Source organism: Paenibacillus sp. NPDC093718, assembly GCF_050279985.1.
Classification (GTDB): Bacteria; Bacillota; Bacilli; order Paenibacillales; family Paenibacillaceae; genus Paenibacillus_AQ.
This window is the reverse complement of the sequence record NZ_JBNNUS010000002.1, coordinates 852,722-877,515: the sequence shown is the minus strand read 5'-3', so window position 1 is coordinate 877,515 and position 24,794 is coordinate 852,722. Positions and strand designations below refer to the sequence as shown.

The window sequence follows — 24,794 nt, the reverse complement described above, 5'->3', positions numbered from 1 at the left end:
GGATGGTGAAGGAGGAACGAAAAATCATATGACGGATTCCCAACTAATCCAAGAAATTAAGCAAGGCAATACCGAACTTTATTCCGAACTAATGCGGCGTTATCAGAGAAAAATATTAGCATTTGTCTATCATATGTTAAAAAGTTCGCACATGGAGCTTATGGCTGAAGATTTATGTTCGGAAACATTTTATAAGGCATTCCGGAGTTTGCACTCATTCCGGGAAGTGGATGCATCCTTCTCGACCTGGCTCTATACCATTGCCCGCAACACCGTGCTCAGCGAACTGCGCAAGCATCGGAGCGGCACATTGCCGCTGGAGGAGAGCGGGGTCGTGCCTGTGGCTCCGCTGGAGGTTGCTCCGGAGCAGGCAATCCTACGCAGTGAACGAGTACATATGGTAAGGGAAGCAATTAATAATTTGCCGGAGAAACAGAGATCGGCGCTGATTCTTCGGGAATATGATCAACTGGATTATCAGGAAATCGCAGATATTTTAGGTCAAAGCGTCAGTTCGGTGAAGTCATTGTTATTCAGAGCTCGCGGCAGTGTCAAAATTCAGCTCGAACCTTATTTTTATGAGCCGGTTTTTGAGGATCTGAGAGGGATGAAGAATAGATGACTTGCGATGAAGCCCAAGAGCTGATGGAAACTGTCTGGGATTTGCCGGACAATGATCTGCGGCGACAACGGCTGATGGCACATGTTCAAACCTGCAGCTCATGTGCAGCGGAGTACGAAATGTGGGTGGAAAGCCAGAACATGGTTCATGTTCTGGAACATGAGATCCCCGACATGGACGCTGAACAGATCAACCGCAACGTGATGGACCGCATCTATCGTGATTTCCCATGGCTGGTGGAGGAAACGTCTAAGAGTCGGGCGGTAAGCCGAGTGTTCCGCAAGCGGCTGACACTCATGATTGCCGGCTTTTTGGCTCTGTTTGTGTGCAGCTTCGTTTATTTTGCAGCAACCGGCAATCAGCCGGAGCCAGTTCCGGAAGCGGTAACGACAGGGATCATCCCTACGGGGGTGGCTGACACGGCCCAAACCCTGAACTCTCAGGACGATTACAAGATTCCGAAAACCAACAGCGGCATTATTGATCCTTTTGTGGTTGATATGAGCCCGACCCAGCCAGAATATTGGATGATACTATCCCTATTGGGCATTGGATTCGCCATGTTTTTCCTGAAGAAATTAAATCGAGTCAGAAGATAAAAAAAGGTTAGGATGGAGGAGATGCGGCATGCAAATCGGCTTGGTTCGTCATGGATTAACGGATTGGAATGCGTTAGGCAAAATCCAAGGTCAAACGGACATTCCACTGAATGAGGAAGGTCGTCGTCAAGCTCGTTTGCTTGGGGATCGACTACTGCAGGAGCCTTACCGGTGGGACTTTGCCGTTAGCAGCGGACTCTCCCGTGCTGAAGAAACAGCTAAGATCATCTCGTCCATGCTGGACATTCCATTAATGCCGCCGGATGACCGTATACGCGAGCGCAAGTACGGTCAAGTGGAAGGCTTGACAGCGGAAGAACGTGAATCCCGGTTCGGTGCCGATTGGCACCTGCTCGATTTGGGACAGGAGACGGATCTGGAGCTTCAATCCAGGGGGCTTGTCTTTTTGGATGATATGTGGCATAAACACCCAAACGCCAATATTCTGGTTGTCAGCCACGGTGGTTTTTTAGCGCAGCTCTACAAGCTGGTGTGCCGCGGCGTTCTGAGCGAGCGGATCGGCAATCTGTCGCTCACCGTCCTGGAGAGAAAAGATGATGATTGGTCGCCCCTGCTGTTTAACTGTACCAAGCATCTGTTGACAAAACAGTCGTAACATGGAGATTGATTAATGAAGTAAGAGCCTTCCCGCGGGAAGGCTCTTTTTTGGTATCTAGGATGAAGTTTTACACTTGCGCTATTAAAATAAACCGATGCTGCTGCACCTCGAAATAGCCCTTCGTCCGCATTTCCTGATGAATCTGATATAAAGGCTCAAGGTACCGTTCCACCGTAAAATCGGGAATCTGCCAGGGAATCGCTTGCAGGTAATAGATCAGTGCACCGATGTCATAAAACCGCTGCGGTGAAAAGGCTTCCCGGCTGAAGGTGACGTTGAAACGGTGATCCTGCAGTTCTTGGACAGCGGTTGCCAGATCCCAATGAGCAAACTCTTCATTTAACGGAGCACTAAACCATTCGTTGATTCCATAACAGTCGGTTCCCCCGGCTTGCTGGGTCACGAACACGCCCTGATCGTTAAGAATCCTTTTGATTTCCGCTACGGAATAGGACTCGTGCTGATTAATGATCAGATCAAAAAAATGATCCTTCAAAGGCAGCGAGGAATCCTCTTCAAAATAGACGACCTTTATGCCAAGCGGCTCAAGTCTTTGTCGTGCAATCGGTACGTTTGGTTTATACCCTTCAGTGGCATAAACCTTTTTCGGCAGTGGATGAAGGGAGGATAGGAACTCTCCTCCGCCTGTCCCCATATCCAGCATCGTACCGGCATCTCGCATGAACGGAATGACCATGCTGCCTAAAGACCAGGGGAGTGCATGGGACTGCATGCGGCCAGTTGCTGTAATTCGCGAGAAGTCCCATCCTGAAAAATGTTGATCGATATCTTGAATAAAGGTCATAAACGCTGTATCTTTCATCAGTTCACATAACCTCCAAGCTCTTATTATGAGTGTTGTTTCATTGTTCAAAAGCTCTTGAGGGAGGTCCGCGGATTCGATTCGCACCTAGTTATATTTCATGTTCTGGGGTTCTCACGATCATGTCCTCCTGTAGTGATTCAATCATTACCTTCATATAAAGCGGTTTTTTCATTTATATAGATGTAATACATCATAAGCGAAATCTCAGCAGTAATCAGTAAGTATTCTATCATTTAATAAGAGAGCATAGTCATTTCTATATACAGAAAAAATAAAAAAATATTTCGTTAAACCGAAGTGTATCAGGTATCAAATGTCCAAAACCTTCCCATAATGGTTGTAAAACGGCGAGGCGATGGAAGATGAATCTAGCGGATATGCTCACATATGCCGATATTGGACAGCTTAGCAATATAGCGAATCACTATGATTGTGACGCTAAGCGGAATTCAAAGCATGAACTGATCCAGAGTATTCTGTCCAAGCTCGGACGCAGAGAGTTTTTCGAGGAGCAGGTCAGCAACTTGTCACCAAGCGATTTGCGTTTTCTGAACAACCTGGCATTTGACACTCGTACAGGCTATAGCCTGGAAGAATTGACGGCTGCGATCCGTCATGCGGCGGAATTGGAGGAGAAAGAGGATCAAGCTTCTTCAAACAAGAAAGCTGCCGCCGCCAAAACGGAAAGTCCGCGTGAGGCGGTTGCACGTTATCGCCGAAGCGGCTGGTTGTTTAACGGCTTTACCCATTCCACCAAGTATTTGTTTCAAGTGCCTTCGGATTTGAAGGAGCGGTTTCGTGACGTGCTGCGTGAACGGCTTCATCAAAATCTGCAGCGATTAAGCGATGACCCGGAAGTGTACCGGGATGAGCAGGGACTCGCCGCAGAAGATCTCATGCTGATTCTTAAATATGTCGGCAGACATGATATCGAATTGAATCAGGAAGGATTCATGTATAGGCGAAATCAGCAGCAGCTCATGAGTACACTGCATATATCGGAGCCGCTGATTACCAAGGGAGCATGGAGGTTCGGGTATGGCCGCTCCTGCATCGAATATCCCGATCGCTTTGCGCTGCTGTACGATTATGCTTACGCTAAAAAATGGATCAGGGAAAACAACGCCCGGTTGATCCTGACTGAAAGCGGAACTGCGCTTATGGAAGAAGGAAATCAAGTTAGCGTGATACAGATATTCCGCTTTTGGTTAAGACTTTATAAAGGCGCAATTCCCAATATCAATTCTCTTGTATACTGGATCAGTCAATGCGCAAGAGATTGGGTCACCGCAGCCTCTCTTTACGAATCGCTGGGCTGGCTAATCCGTCCTTTCTATTATGATAGTCCACAAAGTATTTTGGAGCAGCGGATTATCCGCATGCTGATGCATTTGGGGATGCTCAGAATAGGAGAGAGCCAGAGTATGGGAACTTCGTACAAAATGACAGCGCTTGGCTTGAAGGCCGCGGAAGCCGGCATACATATCAGCGATTCGAATGATTTGATTCTCTAGGTTGTTTGGTTACATTCGCAGCAGCCGCAAAAAGTTTTGGAAGTAAAGCAATTAAAGGGAAAGAATATAAGGTATACGCAAAATTTAGTTTGGAGGTGCATCCTAATGGATAAGATGAAGGTTACTTACGAGGTTATGTTAGGTCTGGCGGCCGAAATGGTGTGGGACGAAGCATTGCGCAAGCATCGGAGTGAAGAGCTGTATAAAGAAATTGACGAAGCGCTGGCTTCCGGCGACGAAGTGGCTTTCCGAAACCTGACGGATGAACTGAGGACTTTGAATTGAAGAAATGCTATATCGCATTTCTTCTTTTTTTTTGCTTTACCTGCCCTTGCACTCGTATAATGATAACAAAATTATGATGAGTGAGCAGAAAGGATGTACCTTGCATGAAATTTAGTGAAGTGGACGAGCAGACTTGGCCGGAACTTAAACCTTTTTTTGATACCTGCCTAATTCCGTTTACCGGATTATCGGGTAGGGAAACGCCGTGGGAGGCGACAGCTGCGCTTGAACGGCTGCGGGATTTTATGGATTTGGCTGAAATTCCGTTTAAGGGAAGATTGGTTACATATCCTGCTGTACAATATGGAAATACTGAAGATATAAAGCTTCTAAATGAAGTTTGTCACAATGTCAAATCCAGCGGGTTTAAATTTGTTGTTATCATGACAGCGGATGTTGAGCTCTCTAAAGAGGATGTGCCTGAAAGCACGCTGGTCCTGTCCCGGCGCAGGTTGGAAGGCAGTGAAGGCATTCCGCTGTCAGCCATCGTTACCGGGCAAATCAGTGAAATGTGGCAGCAGGAAAGCTGAGTCTAAATGTGACAAAAAACCAACAATTTATGAAAGGGCTATTGGAAGCGAACCCAAATTTGGGGTTCAAATTCTTGACGGTCTTGGGAGCCTAAGATATTATTAGTATGTCCTAGTAAGTCGTGTGATTTTAATCATTGATGACACTTAAGAACGGTTGACAAAGGGGGTTGAACACAGAATGAGCAGCAACCACAATGACGAGCATGAAGAATCGCACAATCCACCCCGACAGAAAGAGATGTCCCGCAGACAATTTCTTACATACACGTTGGGCGGTGCCACAGCTTATATGGCTGCTGGAGTAGTTTTGCCAATGCTTCGCTTTGCCGTTGATCCGATTCTTCAAAATAAAGAAGAAGGGTCTTTTGTAAAGGTCGCGGAAGAGAGCAAAATTACCAACGATCCACAGGAATTCCATTTCGAGCTCAAACAGCAGGACGGCTGGTACAACAGTACAGCTACTTTGACGGCGTGGATTCGTAAGAACGATCAGGGTGAAATTGTAGCGCTTTCACCTATCTGTAAGCATTTGGGATGCCTTGTTGGATGGAATAACAACAAAAATTTCCCTGATGAATACCACTGCCCTTGCCACGGTGCGCGTTATACACCGGACGGTAAGAACCTGGCAGTAGCGCCGAAGCCGCTTGACCAGTACGAGACGAAAATCGAGAACGGCTGGATTTACCTCGGCGCCATCGTGCCAAATACCGTAGTTAAATAGGAGGCGTAGATTCAGATGTTGAAGAATGTCTACAACTGGATTGATGAACGTCTCGATATCACGCCGATTTGGAGAGACGTTGCAGATCACGAGGTACCGGAACACGTAAACCCGGCGCATCATTTCTCCGCGTTTGTGTACTGTTTCGGCGGCTTGACGTTTTTTATCACAGTCATCCAGATTCTGTCGGGGATGTTCCTGACGATGTATTATGTTCCGGATATCATAAACGCTTACAACAGTGTTGAGTACCTGCAAACGCAGGTGGCCTTCGGACAGATTGTCCGCGGTATGCACCACTGGGGCGCAAGCTTGGTAATCGTGATGATGTTCTTGCATACGATGCGCGTGTTCTTCACCGGCTCTTACAAAGCGCCGCGTGAAATGAACTGGGTTGTTGGTATGCTCATTTTCTTTGTTATGCTCGGTCTTGGTTTGACAGGTTACCTGCTGCCATGGGATAACAAAGCTTACTTCGCTACAAAAGTTACATTGGAGATTGCGAACTCCGTACCTTGGCTTGGACCTATCATTAAAGAATTGCTGCAAGGCGGTACGATCGTTGGCGCCGAAACGTTGACGCGTTTCTTCGCGATTCACGTATTCTTCCTTCCGGCTGTCCTTCTTGCTCTATTGGTAGGACACTTTATCATGATCCGCAGACAAGGTATTTCCGGTCCACTATAAGAAGAAGGGAGGCGCATATTTATGGCACATGGTCATAAATCTGATGAGAAAGTAGTTTATGTCGGCGATTCGCGTGTGAAAAAAGGCAGCGGTTGGGTTACGCCGCCGGATTACACCGCATATCCCGGCAAATCAGAAGCGTTCATTCCTAACTTCTTGTTGAAGGAATGGATGGTTGGTGTAGTTGTACTGGTCGGTTTCCTTGTGCTGACCATCTCGGAGCCGGCTCCGCTCGGCTATCCGGCGGATCCGGGAGCTTCAGTAATCCCGATGCCGGACTGGTACTTCCTGTTCCTGTATGAATACCTGAAGCTTCCGTACGCTTCCGGTGATTATGTAGTACTTGGTACGATTGGTGTTTCGGGCGTTGCCTTCGGCGCATTGCTCCTAGTTCCTTTCCTTGATACGGGAAAAGAGCGGCGGTTCTACAAGCGGCCTATTACTTCGGCCCTTATGATTCTGTCGTTATTTGCAGTCATCTATCTGACGAATGCAGCCTGGACGCATTATGTGCATGAGCTGGAAGCTACCGGACAGAAACCGGAGCACATTCAGCGGGAAGAAGAAGCTCACGAGAAACGTGCAGCCGGTCTTCCGACCTCAAATGCGAAACAGCCTGAAGACAGTATTGTAGCGATTGTTGACAAGGATAATCCCGCGATGGAAACCTTTAAGACAGCTACTTGTATCTCTTGTCATGCTGCAGATTTGAAAGGGGCATCCGGACCGTCGCTTCGCGGTGTCGGGGATACCCACACGAAAGAAGAGATCATGGCAATTATTGAAAATGGCCAAGGCAGCATGCCAGCTATGAAAGACACGGCGCTTGCGGCTGGAGTAACCGAAGAACAACTCGATCAGCTGGCTGATTGGCTCGCAAGCCAAAAGGCAGAAGCTGCTGCAGAGTAAGATGCATAGAAGAACCTGATCGCATTGCGGTCAGGTTTTTTTAATGTTATATATAGATGAAATTATTGCGGGGTTTAGGTATAATCGGCATTAGTCGTAACATTAAGAATACATGGAACAGGACAGGAGGACGGAGTTTGTCGATTTCGTATTTTTGGAGCCGGGAATTTCTAAGCAAGCGATCGATTCTCTGGTTGCTGCTCATATGCAACGTCCTTGGGACGATTTATGGATACATATGGTACGGGGGTCAAATGGTCGATACGGTGGATCATGGCTTGCTATGGCAGGTCATATTCGTACCGGACAGCCCGACGGCCAGTTTATTCTTCAGTTTAGCGCTTTTGCTGCTCCTTTACCCGCCTCGGGGGCTTGGGGGCTCCTTGTTTCAGCAATTCATTGAGGCGTTGGCGGTCGTTACATCGGTGAAGTATGGGATATGGGCTGTTGCGATCATATTTGCCGGACAAGCCCAAGGGGATGTGCTGGCATGGCAGGATTGGATGCTCGTTGCTTCGCATACGGCGATGGCGGTGGAAGCGTTATTGTTCGTACGATTGTTTCATTATCGCTGGACAGCACTTACCGGGGCCATTGCATGGACGCTGCTGAATGACACCGTAGATTATACCTACGGCGTATTTCCTTGGCTGCCGGGTCAGTTATATGATGACCTTTCAGCGGTTGAGCTGTTTACCTATCTTTTGACTCTCTTCAGCGGTTTTGCCGGCTGGATCTTCATGAAATATGCGAATTCCAAACAATGATAGCCGTGCAGGCAACGCGGTTCTATGAGCATCCCTTCTGCCATACATATACGGTAGGAGGGATGTCCCATGTTTCGAACCTTTCCGAAGCTCCTGCTGTGCCTGATTGCACTGCTTATGCTGGCTACCGTCAGCATGGGTGATCCTGTGTGGGCGAGCCCGGCTAACGGACAGTCGGAGACTTCACCCGCCGCATCCATACAGGCCAAGGCGCTGAACAAGGAAGTGGAGCAGCTATACCGTCATGTGGAGGAAGGCAATGTACAAGCCGTGCTGGAGGATATTCGCCGGGTATCCGTGTTGTTTGAGGCTTCGTCATTTCAGGGGTTGACCGGTGTAGAAGGTATTCATGTTTTGGCTGAGAGTATTTTGGAGATGAAAGAAGCCACGGCAAGGGCCACGCAGGAGCCGCAGCACTGGATGGTGTCCGCAGGTAAACTCCGTATGGCAACCGATAGCCTGATCCATGCCAGAGATGCGTTATGGCTGCAATATTACAGGGTCATACGTGAAGACCTGAGGGTCATGGGGGAGTATGCCGCCCAGCAGGATCAGGCGGGCATGAGACGCGCGTATGACAGCCTAAGTGAACATTATGAACTCATCCGTCCTTCCGTTGTCATACAGCGAAAGCCTGAGGATGTCAACATGATGGAGTCCTGGATTTCCTATGCCGGGGGTCTGGTGTCTTCGGGGGACACGGCACAGGTGCAAAAAGTGGTTCCGCAGGGCGAGGAAATGATCAACACGATGTTTGGCAAGAAAAAGGATGAACCTGCCCTAGCTCCGCTGGGAGAGGTCAAGGAACCATGGACCTGGCAGCTGGTCATCGGCGCTTTCATTTTGGCGGCATTAACGTTTGCGGGATACCGCAAATACCGTGGTCAACAGTATAGCTCAAAACCAATGTTCCCTCGCAAAATGTAGGCGGGAATCCATAGCTGTTCTGATTGTGGCCCGGTGCGAACCGGGCTATTCCTCTTTAAATCCTTCGCCATGCACATCATTGACATCATTAATGATAATAAATGCCCGAGGGTCCAACGATTTGGCGATTCCCGTTAAGCGGCGAATTTCCTGCCGGGATACGACGCAATATACCATATGCTTGGCTTGCTTGGAGTAGGCGCCGATGGCGGGGATTAGCGTAACCCCGCGGTCCATCTCGGTTGATATGCGATGGGCGATTTCGGGCGCCTGATCACTGATGATGGTGAAGGCTTTGGCGGCATAAGCCCCTTCCTGTATGAAATCGATGACCTTGGAAGCGATGAATACGGCGACGAGGGTATACAATATCCGCTCGAGCGGGATAAAGAATAAGGAAAGCCCGATGATCAAGATATCAAGAGATAGAATAATCTGGCCCATGCTGAAGCCGAATTTCCGGTTGATGATTCTGGCAATAATGTCTGAACCGCCCGTCGTTCCGCCAAACCGGAACACAATGCCGAGCCCAGCCCCCAAGGTGACACCTGCGTATAGCGCAGCAAGAATATAATCCTGTTCGGTATGAAACGGCATGACATAGCCGCGGTCGATCAACGCTTCAAACAGCCACAGAAACAGGGTTAATGAGGCGATGCCGAGACCTGTGTAAATAGACTGGCGTTTACCGAGAATTTTCATGCCGACCAAGAATAGCGGGATATTGAGCGCCAAGGTTGAGATGGACGGCGATATGTTAAAGGCATAGTTAAGCAATACGGTAATGCCGGTGACGCCTCCCTCCATGAGCTCATTCGGAATGATGAAATACAGAAGGCCGAATGCGTAAATGGCGGAGCCGACGATGATCGGAATGATCGTTTGAAGCTGATGGAGCAATTTGGATGTTTTCATAAGACCCCTCGCATTCCAAGATGGTGGATATTACCCATATGTCTGGGTTGCTCGTACACCCACCTAGTATGTGCCGATCATGTTCCAGCCATAAAAAATTATTTGTTTTCAAATCCGCTTTACGATAACATAGGTTTAAAACCAATCGCTCGTCATGAGAGAATGCTGCTTTCAGCTTGGATTTACAAGTTGAGGCAGACTGTGCAGTGAAGGGAGTTATAGAGTCTTGGGAAAATCAATGGCTGAAATGCAGCAGGAAGTCGATCAATACATATCACAATTCAAGGAAGGTTATTTCAGTCCTTTATCCATGATGGCCCGGATGTCGGAAGAGGTGGGCGAGCTCGCCAGAGAGGTTAATCATCAGTTCGGAGAAAAACCGAAGAAAGCGGATGAAGCAGACAATTCCATCGAAATGGAACTTGGAGATATATTGTTTATTACGATTTGTTTTGCCAATTCCCTTGGCATTGATCTCGCGGAAGCGCACGCTAAAGTCATGCATAAATTTGCGACGCGTGATGCCGATCGTTGGACGAAAATAAACACCGATTAGGCTGTTGCTACATATGCTGTACCAAACCCGCTGTGGGGAGGGACAGCCCGTGAAACCTGAAAGTTATATACAAAAAGCATATCGATGCATACTTCAGAATGATTTCGAAGAGGCGTTACGTTGGTTTGAGCAAGCGATCATTGCGAATCCGGGAGATGCGGAAGTGCATTACCGATGCTCCATTACCTACGGCAGAAGCAACAAACTGGAGATGGCGATTACTCACGCGGAAGAAGCCGTCAGGCTGCAGCCGGACAAACCGGAATATGCGCTTCACTTACAGCATATCAAGGCGGCGGAGCTGGTGCAGCGTGCCAGAAAAATGGTCGAGAATCGCAAGGATGTAACCAAGTCTGAGCTCTATCAGGCCGTGTCTCATCTGAAATCAGCCGTAGCGATGGACCCTTTATACGCCCAGGCCTACGTATGGCTTGCTCTGGTCTACAGCGAACTTGATGAGCATGCGCGCGCCATTTCCACGCTAAAAGAGGTCATTTCATTGTACCCGCAGGAGAGTGGGCTTCAGCATATTATGGAGGAACTCAAACAGCGCTTGAAATCATATATGCAGGATACAGCATCGGATTGAAAGTGAGGACATGTAGAATGGCAAACAAATGGACAGTTGCGGTCGTCGGTGCCGGCGGCCGTATGGGTAAAGAAGTAGTGAAGCTTGTTTTGGGCGATGATGAACTGGAACTGGTTGCCGCTGTCGGCCGATCAGATGCAGGTGCTGATGCAGGGACGCTTGTGGGGCTTCCTGCCTGCGGCATTACGGTGACTTCCGATCTGGAGATGGCGCTGGTCGAATCGAAACCCGATGTCATGGTTGATTTCACAGCACCGCAGTTTGCCTATAACAACACGGCTCTGGCCATTAAGCACGGCGTGCGTCCGATCATGGGCACAACCGGCTTCACGCCAGAGCAAATTGAAGAGTTGGACAAGCAGTGTACGGAGCAGAATATCGGTGGTTTGATCGCACCGAACTTCTCCATCGGAGCGATCCTGATGATGAAGTTTGCCGCTGCGGCTGCCAAATATTTGCCTCATGTTGAAATCATTGAAACCCATGGCGACCAGAAGCTCGATGCGCCATCCGGGACATCAATCAAAACAGCTGAAATGATTGCCGCAAACCGCGAGGAGATCCGGCAGGGCAATCCGAAGGAAGAGGAGGTCATCGAGGGCGCCAGAGGCGGGTATTATAACGGCTTCCGTATTCACAGTGTTCGTCTGCCGGGTGTATTTGCCCAGCAGGAAGTCATATTTGGCGGTTACGGACAGAGCTTGAAGATCCGACATGATTCCTATGAGCGTGCAGCTTATATGCCGGGTGTGAAGATGGCTATAGAGAAGGTAATGGGGTACACCGGCTTGGTCTATGGATTTGATCATTTTATCGACTAACCTAGGGGAGAAATTACTATGAATATTGCATTTATCGCTCATGACCGTAAAAAAGAGGAAATGGTCAATTTCGTTATCGCTTATGAAAATGTATTCGAAGATCATAATCTTTACTCAACGGGAACGACGGGAACCCGTATTATGGAGCAAACCAAGCTCAGCATTCACCGTTTTGCTTCAGGGCCGCTTGGCGGCGACCAGCAGATTGGCGCACTCGTTGCGGATAATGAGATGGATCTGATCATTTTTTTGCGGGATCCTTTGATGGCACAGCCTCATGAGCCGGACATTAACGCACTTCTTCGCTTGTGCGACGTGCAGGGAATTCCGCTTGCTACCAATGTGGCAACGGCCGAGATTCTTGTTAAAGCGCTAGACCGTGGCGATTTTGCGTGGCGGGAACTCGTTCATAAATACAAACCGGGTGTGGATAGCTAATGAACAGCCAACTGGATATTTTAATCTTCGGAGCACACGCAGACGATGCCGAGATCGGAATGGCAGGAACGATTGCGAAGCATACGGCAGCTGGACTGTCGGTCGGGATCTGCGATCTGACGCAGGCCGAGATGTCGTCCAACGGCACGGTCGACCTTCGCAAGCAGGAGGCGGACCAAGCTGCCCGGATTTTGGATCTCAAGGTCCGTACGAATCTGGGACTGCCGGACCGCGGCTTATTTGTGACGCCCGAGAACATTGAAGTGGTCACAGCCGAGATTCGCAAGTTTGCTCCCTCGATTGTGTTTGCTCCTTACTGGGAGGATCGCCATCCGGACCATGTGGCTTGCAGCCGATTGGTTGAGGAGGCGGTATTTAATGCCAAGCTTCGTCGTTACATGCCCGAGCAGCCGCCGGTTAAGGTGGACGAGCTTTATTTTTATTTCATTAATGATATCGGAAGAACGGACCTGGTCGTTGACGTTACGGATCATTACGCCGTTAAGGAGCAGGCCCTGTCTTGTTACCGTTCCCAGTTCCAAAAGGCTGAAGAAGATGCAGTCTCTACCCCGCTGACCGAGGGGTACATAGAGCGTGTGCGGGCCAGGGATTCACTGCTTGGAGCGCGCAGGCTTATTCCTTATGCAGAAGGTTTCGCTTGTAAAAGTCCGTATGTTGTTCATCTATTCGGCTCCAAGCAGGCATAATATATAGAGGCGTACGTAAAGGAGGCCTGACATGAATCAACAACCATTAAAAATCGGCATTACCTGTTACCCTTCATTGGGCGGGTCGGGCGTGGTGGCGACAGAGCTGGGGAAACTCCTGGCCGAGCAAGGCCACCAGGTTCATTTTATTGCTCACAGCATTCCGTTCCGGTTAGGAACTTTCCATAAAAATATTTTTTATCATGAAGTTGAAGTGAACGACTACTATGTGTTCCGATACCCGCCATATGATTTGTCGTTGGCAACAAAGATGGCTCAGGTAGCCAAAATGCAGCAGCTTGATGTGCTTCATGTGCACTATGCGGTGCCGCATGCCGTGTGTGCCTTCTTGGCAAAGCAGATGGTCGGAGATCAACTGAAGGTCGTCACGACGCTGCATGGAACCGATATCACAGTTCTGGCACAGGATGAATCGCTGAAGGACCTGATTCGGCTCGCCATTAACGAAAGTGATGCCGTTACGGCTGTCTCTCAGGATCTCATTCGAGAAACGCGGGAGCTGCTGGATATAAGCCGGGATATTGACCTTACCTACAATTTTGTGGATCCCCGGGTGTATTATCCGCGGGATTCGAAATCGCTGCGTAAAGATTATGCAGATGAGAATGAAAAGATTTTGATGCATATTTCCAACTTCCGTCCGGTAAAACGGGTAGCAGACGTGCTGGAAATATTCGCGCAGGTCCAGGAACAGATGCCGGCGAAACTGCTGCTTGTCGGGGAAGGGCCGGAGCTTCCGAAAATCCAATGCCGGATCAATGAGCTGGGTCTCGGCAGCAAGGTGCATTTTCTAGGCAAACAAGATGAAATTGCGCACGTGATATCGATGGCGGATGTGCTGCTGCTCCCTTCTGAGAAAGAAAGCTTTGGCCTGGTCGCTCTGGAAGCGATGGCCTGCGGAGTCCCTACCGTCGGCTCTACGGCAGGCGGGATTCCCGAGTTGATTACACATGGCGAAACCGGCTATTTGGCTCCGATCGGAGACACCTATTCAATGGCCCAGCATGTGCTTGAAATATTAAAGGATGAAGCGCTTAGTGAGAGGCTTCGCAAGGCTTGTCTGCATCGTTCCAAAACGATGTTTTGCAACGAATTGATACGGGGCAAGTACGAAGAAATATATTACCGAGTATTGGGACGGGAGGTTAGCGAGCTGAAGCCGGTCTGCGGCTAAGCTCGACCCTCTCGTTGTTTTTCGGATAAAGGAACGGGAAACTATGGCAGATATGTTTAATTCAATACGATGGCGCAACGCGGATCCTGATATGGCTGAGCGGAGTGCGGACGTGGTCCGGACTCTGCTTCGGCATGGACATGAAGCGTATTGGGTCGGAGGATGTGTCCGTGATGAATACATGGGACGCAGGGTCAATGATATGGATATAACTACCTCCGCCTTGCCCGAAGTTACCTGTTCCATCTTTCCCAAGGTTATTCCTATAGGAATCAAGCATGGGACCGTGACGGTGCTGATGGAAGGCCAGTCTTTCGAAGTGACGACCTATCGCGTTGAGAGCGGATATGAGGACCACCGTCATCCAACGGAGGTTGCTTTCGTCGAAGAAGTAACGGAGGATTTGCGACGGCGTGATTTTACGATGAACGCTATGGCCCGAGGGATTGATGGCTCCTGGGTGGATCCGTTTGGCGGACGGGCGGATATTGGCAGGCAGGTGATCCGCTGCGTGGGCGATGCTCGTCTCCGCTTCCGCGAAGACGCCCTGCGCATGGTTCGCTGCATCCGTTTCGCTTCCGTGTTCGGTTTCTCCATCGCAGTTCATACATGGAGAGGAATTCTCTCGGAGAGAGACACCTTAAGCTGGATTGCGATGGAGCGCATTCGCAGTGAATTTGAAAAAATTTTAACAGGTCCGGCCCCCTTACGCGGATTGGAGCTGTTTGTCCGCAGCGGCTTGTACGCCCGAATGAAGGCGCCCTTTCCATATACCGGACATGACACGAAAGCGATAGAAGCCATGAATGGGATCGAGCCGGAGCACTCTACGATCCGCTGGACGCTGCTGCTGCTTGCCTGCGGCATTTCAGCCCAGGAAGCAGAGGGGCTGCTGCGATCGTGGACGTTCTCCAATAAGCAGCGGGAAGCCATCGTTAAGGTGCTAGCGCTTCATGAGTCCTATCGGCAAAAGCAGGAAGTGGAAGCTACCGAAAGCGTCAGGCACCGATGGATTAAGCTGGTCCTTGTCCACGGATCCGACGCAGCTCAAGGCTGGTTGCAGCTGCAGAAGGCGTTGAACCAAACGGGAGCGGCCTCTGCTCCGCTAAGTTTAATCGAACAGCTTGACGGTTGGCTCCGGGAGCTCCGAATTCGGAGTTTGAAGGATTTGGCCATCACCGGAAACGAACTGCTTGAAGCACTGGACAAGCTTGGGGGCCCATGGCTTGGAGAACTTCTCGGGGAATTGCTGGAGAAAGCGGCGGCAGGTTTAATTAACAACGATAAGGAATCGTTGATTGAAGAAGCAAAGCGGGTGGTAATTCATAATGAAGGATTATGATCAAGACAAAACACTTCTGAAAATGTTCCAGGAGCATTCCGGGCAATTTTTGTCCGGAGAAGAGATCAGCCGCAAATTGTCCATCAGCCGGACAGCCGTATGGAAGCAGATCAATAAGCTCCGTCAATTGGGTTATGATTTTGAGGCCGTTCCACGGCTTGGCTACCGGATGATGGATGAACCGGACAAACTGAGTGTGGAGCAACTGACAGCGGGGATGAGCAGTCAAACCTTCGGTAAAACGCTGAAGCTGCTTGACAAAACGACGTCAACTCAGGAAGATGCCCGGCAATTGGCGGAAGAAGGGGCAGCCGAAGGCACGCTTGTGATCTCGGAAGAGCAGACAGGCGGTCGTGGAAGGATGGGTAGAAAATTCCATTCCCCTAGAGGCAAAGGCATATGGATGAGCCTGGTGCTCAGACCGAAGCAACCACTGCATTTAACCCAGCAGCTCACCTTGTTGACAGGCGTTGCGGTATGCCGTGCAATTACGAAGTGCGCCGGTGTGCAGACTGATATTAAATGGCCAAACGACATTCTGTTTCAGGGCAAAAAGGTTTGCGGCATTCTGCTGGAGTCTGCAACAGAAGACGAGAGGGTGCGCTACTGCATAGCCGGTATCGGAATCAGCGCCAATCTGAAGGAATCGGATTTTCCGGAGGAACTGCGCAGCGTTGCGACCTCGATTCGCATGGCGGGCGGAGCAACCGTCAACCGGACAGGGCTGATCCAGTCCATTATGGCGGAGATGGAGGTTTTATATGAATTGTACAACGAGCAGGGCTTCGAACCTATAGCCTCTCTCTGGGAAGCATTATCCGGCACGGTAGGCAGGGAAGTTCATGTGCAGACGGCCCGTGACCGTTTTAGCGGGATTGCCACAGGACTCAATCGAGACGGCGCGCTGCTGGTTCGCAATCAAGATGACGAGCTAATCCCCGTATATTCCGGTGAAATTCTTTTTAATACCAGGTAAATGAAACATGGTGAAATCGTGGTTCAAATTTGTTATACTATGACCAAGAGGCGGTATCGCCATGAGCGAATTGCACTCTTCAGCAAGCAGTAATGAACCGTATTATTTTTTAGAACACCTTCATAACTGTTATGCCGGTTACGTTGGATTCTGCTCTGAGCCGAAAGGACCGAGACAGAAGGGACGATCGCGAGTGACTCTTTTTTGCCTTTCGGACTTTTTAGCAAGTATGTGCTAAAAGGTTTTTTTTATTGTGTCTAACTTATTTACACAAAGGAGGCTGTGTCACAATGGCAGGCAAACAACCACTGAACATCGTAAAGATGAAGAACATGAAGAAGAAGGGTGTACCGATCACCATGCTGACCGCGTACGATTATCCTTCCGCCAAGCTGGCGGAGGAGGCGGATATTGATATGATATTGGTAGGCGATTCCCTCGGTAATGTCGTGCTTGGCTATAACTCCACCATTCCGGTAACGCTTGACGACATGGTGTACCATACCCGTGCAGTCGCTCGTGGAGCGGAAGAAACGTTCATCGTAGCGGATATGCCGTTTATGACCTACCACGGAGATATTGATGAAAGTCTCCGCGGGGTGCGGAGATTGATGCAGGAAGGCCATGCGCATGCCGTGAAAATGGAGGGCGGCGAAGAAATCGCCGGCACCGTGAAACGGATTGTACAGTCCGGCGTACCGGTGCTGGGTCATATCGGGCTGACGCCTCAGTCGGTGAATCAGATTGGCGGCTACCGCATACAGGGCAAGGATGCCCAAGACGCGCAGCGGCTCATGAATGATGCGAAAGCACTTGAAGCGGCTGGAGCATTTGCCATTGTATTGGAGTTGGTAACGGAAGAGGCAGCAGCGGAAATATCCAAAGCGCTGAGTATACCGACGATTGGCATCGGAGCCGGTCGTTACTGCGACGGTCAGGTGCTGGTATTTCATGATATATTGAAGTACGCGTCCCCCTATCGGGACAAACGTTTCGTAAAAACCTACGCCGATGTCGGCTCCATCATCCGTGAAGGCATCACGCAGTACGTGAAGGAAGTGAAAGACCGCTCATTCCCGGCCGAGGAGCATGTCTTCAAGACCGAGAATCATGCAGGTTCCGAAACGACAACCACATTATATGGAAGCCAAAAGGAAAAGGTAGGCACAACATCATGAAAGTGATTCGCACCATTGCGGAATTAAGATTAGAACTTAAGGACCGCCGGGAATCAGGCAGTGGTCCGGTAGGACTTGTGCCTACGATGGGTTATTTGCATGAAGGGCACGCCAGCCTGATGCGCAAGGCGCGGGAAATGGCAGGTACGGTGGTCGTCAGTATCTTTGTCAATCCGATTCAATTCGGACCGGGTGAGGATTATGAGACCTATCCTCGGGATGAGGCACGCGATCTGGCGTTGGCGGAATCCGAAGGGGTGAATGTGGTTTTTATTCCCACAGTTCAGGAAATGTATCCCCAGCCGACCAAAACCAAGATTGCCGTATCGGAAATTACGTCATTGTTGTGCGGGGCATCCCGTCCCGGACATTTTGACGGTGTCACCACGGTTGTTAATAAATTGTTTAATATCGTAAAACCTGACTATGCTTTCTTCGGAATGAAGGATGCCCAGCAGGTGGCCGTGATTGAGCAAATGGTACAGGACTTGAACATGGATGTGACCATCGTGCCTTGTCCGATCATCCGCGAATCTGACGGCCTTGCTCTAAGCTCGCGCAACGTCTATTTGAAGCCGGAAGAGCGGGAACAGGCACTTGTGCTGTCGGGCTCGTTGCGGGCTGCTCAGGAGGCAATCCGGCAGGGACAAGCGACGACGGCAGGAGAAATCCATACGCTTCTTCGAGATTATATATCCCGGTCCCCGCTCGCAGATATTGATTATGCAGAATTGCTCACTTTCCCGGAACTTGTTCCTGTGGAAGATTCATATCGCATTGCGGATGAAGGCAGAACCATCATTATGGCGCTGGCCGTACGATTTGGCCGCACCCGTCTCATTGACAATGCGTTACTTCAACCAAAAGTAGGGGGATCCCATGTTTAGAACAATGATGAAATCCAAAATCCACCGCGCAACTGTGACGGAAGCCAATCTGAACTATGTGGGCAGCATTACCATTGATGAGGATCTAATGGAGGCTGCAGACCTTCTGGAGAATGAAAAAGTTCAAATCGTGAACAATAACAATGGCGCCCGTTTGGAAACGTACGTGATCAAAGGCGAACGCGGCAGCGGCGTGATTTGCCTGAATGGGGCAGCTGCAAGGCTTGTACAGCCTGGCGACAACGTCATCATCATTTCTTACGCCATGATGTCCAAAGAGGAATACGACAATCACACCCCAACGGTCGTGATCGTTGACGAATTGAATAAGCCGGTTAACACGGAATACCGTGAGGTTCACGCCGCGGTTCTCTAAGAGGACTCCTAAGAACCAAAATGTGTCGGAACCCTAAAGGGATGAAAAGACCGTCTTCTACAGAAAATGAGTTCAGGTCGACGCACTGATCTCATTTTTCCGCTAAGGGTGGGATGCAGCTATGTTTCAACATGTATTCGCTGAAATGAACAACATGTTAGATGAAATCGTGAAGCATTACCCTTCTGCTCAAGGTCCCCAAAAACAGGCGCTGGTACAAAACTGGAACATGCTCAAAAGCATGAGCGAGGGCATTATCGAGGAATGGCTCCATTTTGAAGAGAAGATGGCCATCTTCCGCGAGAGTGCCGCCTCACCTCCGGTTTTTCCGCCGACCGAAGCGCCTGAATTGCAGCTTGATGCATTCATTCGCGGTCAAGGTTATTACAAGTTGTTGATGTTCCAGCCGGCCATACAGCAGTTTGAGGCGGCCGCCACGGTATTTCCGGATAGCCTTCTGATCAAGCTGTATATTGCGATGTCCCATCTTTATTTGGGGCAAACCATACCAGCATCCGATGTGTTGGTGTCCATCCTGCCCCTGGCAGACAACAAGAAGATGCGGGCGATGATTTATAATGCGCTTGGATGCATCGAGGTGTTAAATGGACAACAAGGGAAGGCCGAGGAGCATTTCGCACTGGCGATTCACAGCGACCCGACGCTTCCTGACCCCATTATCAATCTGGAGGTCTGCAAGCAGAATCGCGGTGAGCTCCAGTACGGCAGCCAATTGATCTCTTTGCTGTAGAAATCAAGCCCAAACAAGAAGCGATGCCAGAGCTCATCCTTGAGACTTTGGTATCGCTTTTTGCCGTATGGAGCGGTGGAGGAGAGCGGGGATTTTTTACCCGGAATGTTCAAAACCCGCAACTTCTGGTATGCTGTTAATTAGTCTGGAGGAAAGGGATTTTATCGAAATGAAATTTGCCGTATTGGATTTTGAAACCACGGGCAACCAGTCAGCAGATGAGATCATTCAGGTTGGACTGGCCATCATCGAAGAGGATCGAAGCATCTCCCGCGTATACGGCACCTATGTCAATCCCGGGATTCCGATCCCTCCTTTTATTACCGGTTTGACCGGCATTTCCGACAGTGATGTAGCGGATGCTCCGTCATTGGAAGAAATGATGATGGAACTCGTGCCCATGCTCGACGATGTCGTATTGGTTGGGCATAATGTCGCTTTTGATTTTAACTTTTTGCAAAATGCACTCGATCGCTGCGGTTATTTACCGTTCAGCGGCCGAATTCTAGATACGATGCACTTCTTAAAAATATGTTTTCCCTCGCTGCCTTCTTATCAGCTCGGGATGGTGTCCTCTCATTTCGGCCTGGAGCATGACCGTCCGCATCAGGCGGACAGCGATGCGCTTGCCACAGCCTATGCGCTGCTGAAATGCCTGGAGGAGATTGATGAGCTTCCTCTGCTTACCGTGCAGCGTTTAAGCGACCTGTTTGCCGACGAGGACAGCGATTTGGCCTGGTTCTTTGACGGCATCCGTGCTGACAGGGAGCTCCAGGCTGTACAAGCCGGGGACACCCATACGTACTATCGTCAATTTGCCATGGCAGTTGACGATTGGAACGATATTGCGCCTGTCCGGGATGAGTCGGAGCCTAATCCCTTGGCTGATGTAAGCTTTGAGCAATACATGAATGATGTCCGTGAACGTCTAAAGGAAACGCTGCCTCATTACGAGAGCAGGGATGCCCAGGACATGATGTTTCAGGAAGTGATGCAGGCACTCGATGAGAATAAACATTTATTGATCGAAGCCGGCACGGGAACAGGCAAATCCCTCGGGTATTTGCTGCCGTCGATTTATCAAAGCGTGAAGCAGGAACAGAAGGTTATGGTGAGCACGCATACGATCAACCTTCAAGAACAGCTGCGTGACCGGGATATTCCCCTGCTCACCCAGGTTGTTCCTTTTCCTTTTAAAGCGGCTATTTTCAAAGGAAGAGGCCATTATTTGTGTTTGAGAAAATTTGAACATAAAATAAATAGAAGAGATTTTCATTCCCCGAAGGAAGATGTGATCACCGCGGCGCAGATGCTGGTCTGGCTGACCCAGACGGAGAACGGGGATGATGAGGAGCTGAACCTTGGCGGTCGCGGAGGGGATTTCTGGGAGACCATTTCCAGTGATTCGGATTCCTGCCTGGGCCGTGCCTGCCCATGGTTCCGCAAATGCTATTATCACAGGGCCAAACATGAAGCGGGCATCGCGGATGTTGTCATTACGAATCATTCGAAGCTGTTCACCGACGTGAAAGCGAATCACCAGCTGCTTCCGAGTTATGAGCGTCTCGTCATCGATGAAGCGCATCATTTGGAGGACGTCGCTGGCAAGCACCTTGGCTTGCAGATGAAATATTTTTCGGTTGTCCACACGTTGACCCGTATGTACAAAGACAGCCGCAGCGGTCAGCTTCCGGCTCTTCGCCAGCTGCTGCAAGCATCATCGCATGAAAAGGCTGTCGAGTGGTCTTCCATCATCGATCGGATCTATCCGGACCTGATCACCGCCAAAGAGAACTGGGACAGGCTCAGCGATCAATTGTTCGGACTACTTCCGGAACGCGGAGATGCGACCCCGGGGGATGCCGGTCAATTCTCGCTTCGGTTATCGCCTCTGAAGAAGCCGAAGGATTGGGATTCGCTTGCCGAGCTGGAGCATCAAATTCATCTGACGCTGGGCGATGTCGTACGCAAGGGTGACAAGCTGATCGCCGAAATGAAGGAAGATTTGGACGACTACAGCGCGGACAGTCTGTTGACAGACCTATCGGGTCTGTTTAAGGACCTGGCCGCACACCGTGAGGACCTGAGGTCCTTCATGGCCCTGAATGATGAAGGTACGGTGTACTGGATGGAGGCCAACGGCAACTTCCGCGGCAAATCGCTGCAGCTTTACGCGGTGCCTGTCGACGTCAGCACCCACTTAAAGGAATTGTTTTTTGACAAGAAACAAAGCGTGATCCTGACATCGGCGACCTTGTCTGTGGACAAATCGTTTCAGTTCATGATCGAGAACTTGGGTCTTCAGGAAGCGGCAGATAGCGGCAACCTGAACACAGTTCTGCTGCCGTCCCCGTTTAATTACAGGGAGCAGGCACTCCTTGTTGTGCCGCGCGATTTTCCGAGCGTGAAGGGCTCGGTCGGGGATGCGCTCTTTGTGAATACACTTGTGCAATCATTGGCTGATACGGCAATCGCGACACATGGTCGCATGCTTGTCCTGTTCACCTCGTACCGCATGCTCCGTCAGGTGCATGAGCCCTTGAAGGAGGCGCTGGCATCCAGCGATATTACGGTACTGGGACAAGGGATGGACGGAACCAGCCGAACCAAGTTAATCCGGAGATTCCAGGATAGCAGCGCTTCGGTCCTGCTGGGTACCAGCTCCTTCTGGGAAGGGGTAGATATACCCGGTGAGGCACTCACTTGCCTTGCCATCGTCCGGCTGCCGTTCCAGCCGCCGAACCACCCATTGGTCGAAGCCAAGAGCGAATTGCTGCAGCAGCAGAAGAAGAACCCGTTCATGAAGCTATCGGTCCCGCAAGCGGTCATCCGCTTCAAACAGGGATTTGGTCGATTGGTACGGACCGCGCAGGATAAGGGGATTGTCATCGTCTACGATACTCGGGTCATTGAATCCTATTATGGGAAGTATTTTTTATATTCCTTGCCGGGACCGAAGATGGAGCACATGCCGACAGAGGGAATCGTTCCCCGAATTTCGGAATGGCTGCAGGCAGAGGCAGGCATAGGGAATCAAGCTGAATAAAGTGAAACCATGAACGAGCACAAACAAATGTAGTTATTAACCTATTATTAGGGGGAGCATGCATGAAATCGGAAAAAATTTCGGAAGCCGTGGTCCGCAGATTACCTGTATACTTGCGCTATTTGAATGAGCTTCAGAAAAGGGAGGTCTCCACGGTTTCCTCCCAGGAATTGGGACAGAAACTGGACCTCAATCCTGCTCAAATTCGTAAGGACCTAGCGTATTTCGGTGATTTTGGACGGAAAGGGATCGGATATGACGTATCTTATCTGATCGAGAAAATTCGCCAGATTCTAAAGCTGGACCAGAAGATCAATGTCGCATTGATTGGGGCCGGTAATCTTGGACATGCATTATCGAATTACAATGCATTTCTAAAGGACAATATGAAGATTGTGGCGGTTTTCGATTCGTATTCTCCCAAAGTTGGTATGAAAATTAACAATTTGGTCGTACAGCCGATGGAGGAACTGGAGAAGACGGTTCATGAGTACGGCATTCGTATCGGAATTATCACCGTTCCGGATTTTGAGGCGCAGAATGTAGCGAATCAGCTTATCGCGGCAGGCATCGAGGCTATCCTGAATTTTGCGCCGACCATCCTGAAAGCTCCATCCCATATCCGGATTCATACGGCTGATTTTACTACGGATTTGCAGAGTTTGGCCTATTATTTGGATAACGGCAAGGAGGATGCAGCACATGACGACAACGAAGTGGATGGTTAAAAACGGAACGTTTGCGGTACTAGAGGAAGGAAAATCCGTGTTACGCGGATATATGGTCGTGGAGAATGACCGGATCACCTACCTGGGTGAAGAAGAGCCGACTGTCCAAGAGGGAACAGAAATCATCGACGGAACCCATCTGTTTTTCCTGCCTGGATTGGTGAACACGCACGGTCATGCGGCCATGTCGCTACTTCGCGGGTATGGCGACGATCTGGCACTACAGGTATGGCTTCAGGAAAAGATGTGGCCAATGGAAGCCAAATTCACGGCCGACGATGTATACTGGGGAACCTCACTCTCCGTGCTGGAGATGATCAAAGGCGGAACCACGACATTTGTGGATATGTATGATCATATGGATCAGGTTGCGAAGGTTGTGCAGGACTCCGGAATGCGCGGCGTTCTGACACGCGGTGTCATCGGATTATGTCCGCCTGAGGTGCAGCAGCAGAAGCTGGATGAGGCGGTTGCATTCGCGAAAGACTGGCATGGCAAGGCTGACGGTAGAATTACGACGATGATCTCACCGCATGCACCCTATACGTGCCCGCCGGATTTCATCGAAAAATTCGTGCAGGCGTCACATGATTTGAATCTGCCTTTGCATACGCATATGTCCGAAACGGAAACGGAAGTCGCTCAGAATGTAAATGACTACGGACTTCGGCCTGTTGCGCATCTAGAGAAGCTTGGCATGTTCTCCCGTCCAACGCTGCTTGCGCATGCCGTTCATCTGACCGATGAAGAAATCGAAATTCTGGCCAAACATCAAGTGATGGTTTCGCATAATCCAGGCAGCAATTTGAAGCTTGCCAGCGGCATCGCTCGCGTGCCTGCACTGCTGAAAGCCGGGGTCACCGTGTCTTTGGGTACCGATGGACCTGCCAGCAATAATAATCTGGATATGTTTGAAGAGATGCGGCTGGCCGCACTGATCCATAAAGGAGTGAGCGGGGATCCAACCGCGATTCCAGCATCCGAAGCGCTTCGGATGGGTACAGAATATGGAGCCAAGTCAGCCTTCCTTACGGATATTGGTACGCTTGCGGTAGGTATGAAGGCAGATATGATCGCATTGAACACGGATCAGGCGCACTTCCTTCCGAAGACGGATTACATTTCTCATGCTATCTACTCCGCCAGTGCGAAGGATGTTGAGCATGTATGGGTTGACGGCAAGCAGGTCGTGAAGAATGGCGCGAGTCTTACTCTCGATGAGGAACGTATCCGCCGGGAAGCGCAGCGTGCCTTTGAGCGTCTTACAACCCTCTAGG

Annotated in this window: 28 protein-coding genes; 26 read left to right on the top strand and 2 right to left on the bottom strand. The window is 50.0% G+C overall.

What is annotated here, in order from left to right; translation table 11 throughout:
• The first annotated feature begins 28 nt into the window (after positions 1 to 28).
• From ACQKPA_RS09795 to ACQKPA_RS09785, 3 genes are read left to right on the top strand one after another with little or no spacing between them, the layout of a single operon-like run.
• Complete coding sequence (locus tag ACQKPA_RS09795; protein ID WP_015734542.1) at positions 29 to 622, top strand: RNA polymerase sigma factor; 594 nt, start codon at positions 29 to 31, stop codon at positions 620 to 622.
• Positions 619 to 1,221 carry an anti-sigma factor family protein gene (locus ACQKPA_RS09790; protein WP_427491638.1) on the top strand — a complete coding sequence of 201 codons (603 nt, stop codon included), beginning with the start codon at positions 619 to 621 and terminating at the stop codon, positions 1,219 to 1,221. The genes ACQKPA_RS09795 and ACQKPA_RS09790 overlap by 4 nt, the downstream gene beginning before the upstream one ends.
• Positions 1,222 to 1,249: 28 nt before the next feature.
• Positions 1,250 to 1,837 carry a histidine phosphatase family protein gene (locus ACQKPA_RS09785; protein ID WP_427491636.1) on the top strand — a complete coding sequence of 196 codons (588 nt, stop codon included), beginning with the start codon at positions 1,250 to 1,252 and terminating at the stop codon, positions 1,835 to 1,837.
• A gap of 70 nt (positions 1,838 to 1,907) precedes the next feature.
• Here the strand turns inward: ACQKPA_RS09785 and ACQKPA_RS09780 are convergent, their stop codons facing one another.
• On the bottom strand, positions 1,908 to 2,666 hold the full coding sequence (locus tag ACQKPA_RS09780; protein ID WP_427491735.1) for a methyltransferase domain-containing protein: 759 nt from the start codon (positions 2,664 to 2,666) through the stop codon (positions 1,908 to 1,910).
• A gap of 362 nt (positions 2,667 to 3,028) precedes the next feature.
• Between ACQKPA_RS09780 and ACQKPA_RS09775 the strand changes: the two genes are divergently transcribed.
• From ACQKPA_RS09775 to ACQKPA_RS09740, 8 genes are all read left to right on the top strand, one after another.
• Positions 3,029 to 4,180 carry a hypothetical protein gene (locus ACQKPA_RS09775; RefSeq protein ID WP_427491634.1) on the top strand — a complete coding sequence of 384 codons (1,152 nt, stop codon included), beginning with the start codon at positions 3,029 to 3,031 and terminating at the stop codon, positions 4,178 to 4,180.
• 105 nt (positions 4,181 to 4,285) lie between these two features.
• A complete protein-coding gene (locus ACQKPA_RS09770) occupies positions 4,286 to 4,465 on the top strand; it encodes an IDEAL domain-containing protein (RefSeq protein WP_006209497.1) in 180 nt (59 codons plus the stop codon).
• Positions 4,466 to 4,569: 104 nt separating this feature from the next.
• Complete coding sequence (locus tag ACQKPA_RS09765) at positions 4,570 to 4,995, top strand: DUF2487 family protein (RefSeq protein ID WP_427491632.1); 426 nt, start codon at positions 4,570 to 4,572, stop codon at positions 4,993 to 4,995.
• A gap of 181 nt (positions 4,996 to 5,176) precedes the next feature.
• On the top strand, positions 5,177 to 5,722 hold the full coding sequence (locus ACQKPA_RS09760) for a ubiquinol-cytochrome c reductase iron-sulfur subunit (RefSeq protein WP_015734548.1): 546 nt from the start codon (positions 5,177 to 5,179) through the stop codon (positions 5,720 to 5,722).
• A gap of 15 nt (positions 5,723 to 5,737) precedes the next feature.
• Entirely contained in the window at positions 5,738 to 6,409 is a 672-nt protein-coding gene (qcrB, locus tag ACQKPA_RS09755; protein WP_006209500.1) for a menaquinol-cytochrome c reductase cytochrome b subunit, read from the top strand.
• Positions 6,410 to 6,430: 21 nt separating this feature from the next.
• Positions 6,431 to 7,318: a c-type cytochrome gene (locus ACQKPA_RS09750; protein ID WP_427491630.1), complete on the top strand. Its 888-nt coding sequence runs from the start codon at positions 6,431 to 6,433 to the stop codon at positions 7,316 to 7,318.
• 137 nt (positions 7,319 to 7,455) lie between these two features.
• Entirely contained in the window at positions 7,456 to 8,085 is a 630-nt protein-coding gene (locus ACQKPA_RS09745; RefSeq protein WP_427491628.1) for a DUF1405 domain-containing protein, read from the top strand.
• Positions 8,086 to 8,154: 69 nt separating this feature from the next.
• Positions 8,155 to 9,012, top strand: a complete 858-nt coding sequence (locus tag ACQKPA_RS09740) for a sporulation protein YpjB (protein ID WP_427491626.1) — start codon at positions 8,155 to 8,157, stop codon at positions 9,010 to 9,012.
• A gap of 45 nt (positions 9,013 to 9,057) precedes the next feature.
• Here the strand turns inward: ACQKPA_RS09740 and ACQKPA_RS09735 are convergent, their stop codons facing one another.
• Positions 9,058 to 9,927: a YitT family protein gene (locus ACQKPA_RS09735; RefSeq protein ID WP_427491625.1), complete on the bottom strand. Its 870-nt coding sequence runs from the start codon at positions 9,925 to 9,927 to the stop codon at positions 9,058 to 9,060.
• A gap of 226 nt (positions 9,928 to 10,153) precedes the next feature.
• Here ACQKPA_RS09735 and ACQKPA_RS09730 point away from each other — a divergent pair, with 226 nt between their 5' ends.
• The 15 genes from ACQKPA_RS09730 to ACQKPA_RS09660 all read left to right on the top strand — a co-directional run bounded on the left by ACQKPA_RS09730 (position 10,154) and on the right by ACQKPA_RS09660 (position 24,793).
• Complete coding sequence (locus ACQKPA_RS09730; protein ID WP_071218387.1) at positions 10,154 to 10,483, top strand: nucleotide pyrophosphohydrolase; 330 nt, start codon at positions 10,154 to 10,156, stop codon at positions 10,481 to 10,483.
• Between the two features lie 49 nt (positions 10,484 to 10,532).
• The gene (locus ACQKPA_RS09725; protein ID WP_071218386.1) at positions 10,533 to 11,072 is read left to right on the top strand and encodes a tetratricopeptide repeat protein; all 540 of its coding nucleotides are present in this window, start codon (positions 10,533 to 10,535) and stop codon (positions 11,070 to 11,072) included.
• 17 nt (positions 11,073 to 11,089) lie between these two features.
• Positions 11,090 to 11,893: a 4-hydroxy-tetrahydrodipicolinate reductase gene (gene dapB, locus ACQKPA_RS09720; protein ID WP_427491622.1), complete on the top strand. Its 804-nt coding sequence runs from the start codon at positions 11,090 to 11,092 to the stop codon at positions 11,891 to 11,893.
• A gap of 18 nt (positions 11,894 to 11,911) precedes the next feature.
• Positions 11,912 to 12,331, top strand: coding sequence for a methylglyoxal synthase (gene mgsA, locus ACQKPA_RS09715; RefSeq protein WP_071218384.1), 420 nt, complete (start codon positions 11,912 to 11,914; stop codon positions 12,329 to 12,331).
• A complete protein-coding gene (bshB1, locus tag ACQKPA_RS09710) occupies positions 12,331 to 13,038 on the top strand; it encodes a bacillithiol biosynthesis deacetylase BshB1 (protein WP_427491620.1) in 708 nt (235 codons plus the stop codon). Before mgsA ends, bshB1 begins: the two co-directional genes overlap by 1 nt.
• A gap of 31 nt (positions 13,039 to 13,069) precedes the next feature.
• Positions 13,070 to 14,233, top strand: a complete 1,164-nt coding sequence (gene bshA, locus ACQKPA_RS09705; RefSeq protein ID WP_427491618.1) for an N-acetyl-alpha-D-glucosaminyl L-malate synthase BshA — start codon at positions 13,070 to 13,072, stop codon at positions 14,231 to 14,233.
• A 43-nt stretch (positions 14,234 to 14,276) separates the two neighbouring features.
• Positions 14,277 to 15,575, top strand: coding sequence for a CCA tRNA nucleotidyltransferase (locus ACQKPA_RS09700; protein ID WP_427491616.1), 1,299 nt, complete (start codon positions 14,277 to 14,279; stop codon positions 15,573 to 15,575).
• Complete coding sequence (locus tag ACQKPA_RS09695; protein WP_427491614.1) at positions 15,562 to 16,551, top strand: biotin--[acetyl-CoA-carboxylase] ligase; 990 nt, start codon at positions 15,562 to 15,564, stop codon at positions 16,549 to 16,551. Before ACQKPA_RS09700 ends, ACQKPA_RS09695 begins: the two co-directional genes overlap by 14 nt.
• Before the next feature lie 290 nt (positions 16,552 to 16,841).
• Entirely contained in the window at positions 16,842 to 17,729 is an 888-nt protein-coding gene (gene panB / locus ACQKPA_RS09690; RefSeq protein WP_427491612.1) for a 3-methyl-2-oxobutanoate hydroxymethyltransferase, read from the top strand.
• Entirely contained in the window at positions 17,726 to 18,616 is an 891-nt protein-coding gene (panC, locus tag ACQKPA_RS09685) for a pantoate--beta-alanine ligase (protein ID WP_427491610.1), read from the top strand. The genes panB and panC overlap by 4 nt, the downstream gene beginning before the upstream one ends.
• Entirely contained in the window at positions 18,609 to 18,992 is a 384-nt protein-coding gene (gene panD, locus ACQKPA_RS09680) for an aspartate 1-decarboxylase (RefSeq protein ID WP_071218377.1), read from the top strand. The genes panC and panD overlap by 8 nt, the downstream gene beginning before the upstream one ends.
• A gap of 121 nt (positions 18,993 to 19,113) precedes the next feature.
• A complete protein-coding gene (locus tag ACQKPA_RS09675) occupies positions 19,114 to 19,743 on the top strand; it encodes a hypothetical protein (RefSeq protein ID WP_194541961.1) in 630 nt (209 codons plus the stop codon).
• 169 nt (positions 19,744 to 19,912) lie between these two features.
• The gene (gene dinG, locus ACQKPA_RS09670; RefSeq protein WP_427491607.1) at positions 19,913 to 22,789 is read left to right on the top strand and encodes an ATP-dependent DNA helicase DinG; all 2,877 of its coding nucleotides are present in this window, start codon (positions 19,913 to 19,915) and stop codon (positions 22,787 to 22,789) included.
• Between the two features lie 62 nt (positions 22,790 to 22,851).
• Entirely contained in the window at positions 22,852 to 23,517 is a 666-nt protein-coding gene (locus ACQKPA_RS09665) for a redox-sensing transcriptional repressor Rex (RefSeq protein WP_076320998.1), read from the top strand.
• Positions 23,492 to 24,793, top strand: a complete 1,302-nt coding sequence (locus tag ACQKPA_RS09660) for an amidohydrolase (RefSeq protein WP_427491605.1) — start codon at positions 23,492 to 23,494, stop codon at positions 24,791 to 24,793. The genes ACQKPA_RS09665 and ACQKPA_RS09660 overlap by 26 nt, the downstream gene beginning before the upstream one ends.
• The last annotated feature ends 1 nt before the right edge of the window (position 24,794 follow it).